2 protein-coding genes are annotated in these 2,484 nt (G+C 30.2%); both read left to right on the top strand.

The window, feature by feature from the left end; translation table 11 throughout:
• Nucleotides 1–232 precede the first annotated feature (232 nt).
• The gene (locus tag OM075_RS24805) at nt 233–1,672 is read left to right on the top strand and encodes a caspase family protein (protein WP_301193254.1); all 1,440 of its coding nucleotides are present in this window, start codon (nt 233–235) and stop codon (nt 1,670–1,672) included.
• Nucleotides 1,673–1,845: 173 nt separating this feature from the next.
• Nucleotides 1,846–2,322, top strand: a complete 477-nt coding sequence (locus OM075_RS24800) for a hypothetical protein (RefSeq protein ID WP_301193253.1) — start codon at nt 1,846–1,848, stop codon at nt 2,320–2,322.
• Nucleotides 2,323–2,484: the final 162 nt, after the last annotated feature.

Raw genomic sequence — 2,484 nt, 5'->3', positions numbered from 1 at the left:
TCATTTACTAGTGAAAAATAACTACATTAGCCCAACAAATAAACGAAGTACATAGGCAAAATAAATAGCAGTCTATGACAGATACTGAAAAGTTGGCAATAATTACCTCAACACAAGAGGCATTGATGTCTTATGCTAAGGCAGACGTATGAGTAAAATATTTAACAGTAAACCAGAGTATATAAACATGCTTTTAGTTCAAATTAATACAATATTCTAAATAATATATTATATGAAATCAAATCGAATATTGGCAATTTCAATAAATAATTACGATGATTCAGAGCTAGATAAGATTAATAATTGCAAAACAGATATTGATAACTTATTAAAAATACTTACTGAGAAATATACATTTGATGATATCGAATATCTGCATGAAAAAAATGATACGAATAGAAAAGTACTATTTAATAAATTAAATGAATACTTTATTAATGCTAATGAGTCAGATAATATTCTTCTGCTTTATGCTGGACATGGACAATATAATGAATTCTTGAAAACTGCTTATTGGCAACCTTCAGACGCTGATAACCACGATGCCTCAACTTGGTTTAATTTAAATGATTTAATGACTTTTTTAAAAGCAAGCAAAGCTTTTCATATTAGCGTTATCTCAGATTCATGTTTTTCTGGAGCAATGTTTGAATCACCTCAAAGAGGAGGGGGAACTCAAGCTTTTGACTATAAAAAGTCTCGTTTAGGTCTTTCGTCGGGCAGCTTAGAAAAGGTCAGTGATGGGTCAAAAGGTGAATTAAGTCCATTTGCAAGGACTTTAAGTGAAGTTCTTTTAGAAAACAAATTAAACGAATTTCCATTTATTCAGTTGGGAACTGAAGTGATTTCGAAATTTAGTGAGCAAACTAAGCAAACCCCAATGTTTGCACCTTTGGTAAATATTGGACATGCAGGTGGTTCATTTGTATTCAAACTTAAAAAAGATATAAATTCAAAAGAGGAAATTTTAGATAAGAATTTATTTCTTAAAGAACAAATGGAGGGCTTGTTTGTGACAATTCCAGACAATCATATTTCTCTAATTGATGAATATTCAAATCATATATTAAAGAAAATTGATGCAGTAAAAGCTCAAGAATTTGAACTTGCAGCATCTTATAGGAAGCAGGAGAAAGATCTAAAGGAGTATTTACATAATTTAGTACCAGACTATATTGAGTCTCTATGCTGCAGTATTACTTTAAATGAAAATGAGACGGAATTTTTGCAAAACATTTCTCAACAAGTTACCTCTTATGAAGAAACAAGGGGCATTAATGAAGGATCAATTAGTGAATTTATTGAGCAAAAAGATATTCCAGAAGAATTACAAAAAATATACAGCACCGCTAAAATTATTCATTCTATTAGTAACTTTTTCCCAGAAAATAGAATAAATCCTGCATATGAGATTTTCGATAAGTTTAAAATGAGATTTCTTGAAGCATATTCAAATGATGTTATTTATATGTTTAAGTTGATATCGAAAATTTCATCATTAGTGAAAAGTGAATGGTTAGAGGCAAAAACAAATAAGCTAAAAGAGTTGATAATATCTATTTATCAATATGAAATAGATTTAGTAAGTCGTTCTTTTTATGACGAGTTAGAAAAAGCAATTGACAAAAAGCAAATAGAGCTTAAACTTCTTAATTGGATTAAAAATAAATAAAAACAATTGCCAACAAGCCATCATAAAGTAGCCCTGGCTTAGGTGGGTTTTTGGAGTTCAGCTCCCGCGCGAGCATCAGCAAAATTAAGAAAGCAAATATACCACACGCCCATCGGGCCACTTCATATGGCCGAACCGTTGTAACCCATTTTCGAAACACAGCATATTAAATAATGAATAAGAATAAAAAAGATTGGATAAAGATAATTGCCATCTGCACTGTAATTATTCAGACAATTATAATATTTGGATTATTAGGATTTGAACAAACAATAACTTCATGTCCAGAAACTATGCCTAAGGACTTTAATTTTATAGCTTCTATTGAGTCTGATTCATATATAATAGATACCTATAAGGGTACATTTACTAAAACAATAGATTGGGAAAAAGATACAACGATAACTCTGTTTCTAACACGTGAAGAAAAAGAATTGATTTACGAAGCTATTTGTAAAATTAACATTTATAGCTATCCAGAAAACTATGCTCCAATATCAACTATTTCAGTATCCCCAACTTTTAATTTCTCAATAAAAATGACAATGGAAGGTATTGATCGTTGTATCAATTGGACTGAAAATACTGAATCTGAAACTAAGGATGCAAAAAGGTTTAGAAGATTATTTAAAAAATTGCAGAACAAATAGAAAACCATAAAGAAATTAAAGAATTACCAGAAGATGAGCGAGTCTTTTTTTAGAAAAAACGGGTTACAACACTTAGCCTCTAATGTAGGGTTGCTTGCATACCCTACAGATTGGAGGGTTTGTTGAACTAAACAATATTCCAGCAAATAATATATAAAGTAT

Source organism: Plebeiibacterium sediminum, from assembly GCF_026013605.1.
Lineage (GTDB): Bacteria > Bacteroidota > Bacteroidia > Bacteroidales > Marinilabiliaceae > Saccharicrinis > Saccharicrinis sediminus.
This window is presented reverse-complemented; position numbering and strand designations above follow the sequence as displayed.

Excerpts from the sequence above, each read along its gene's own strand:
- OM075_RS24805 (WP_301193254.1), top strand. The coding sequence starts at position 233 with ATGAAATCAAATCGAATATTGGCAATTTCAATAAATAATTACGATGAT.
- OM075_RS24800 (WP_301193253.1), top strand. The coding sequence starts at position 1,846 with ATGAATAAGAATAAAAAAGATTGGATAAAGATAATTGCCATCTGCACT.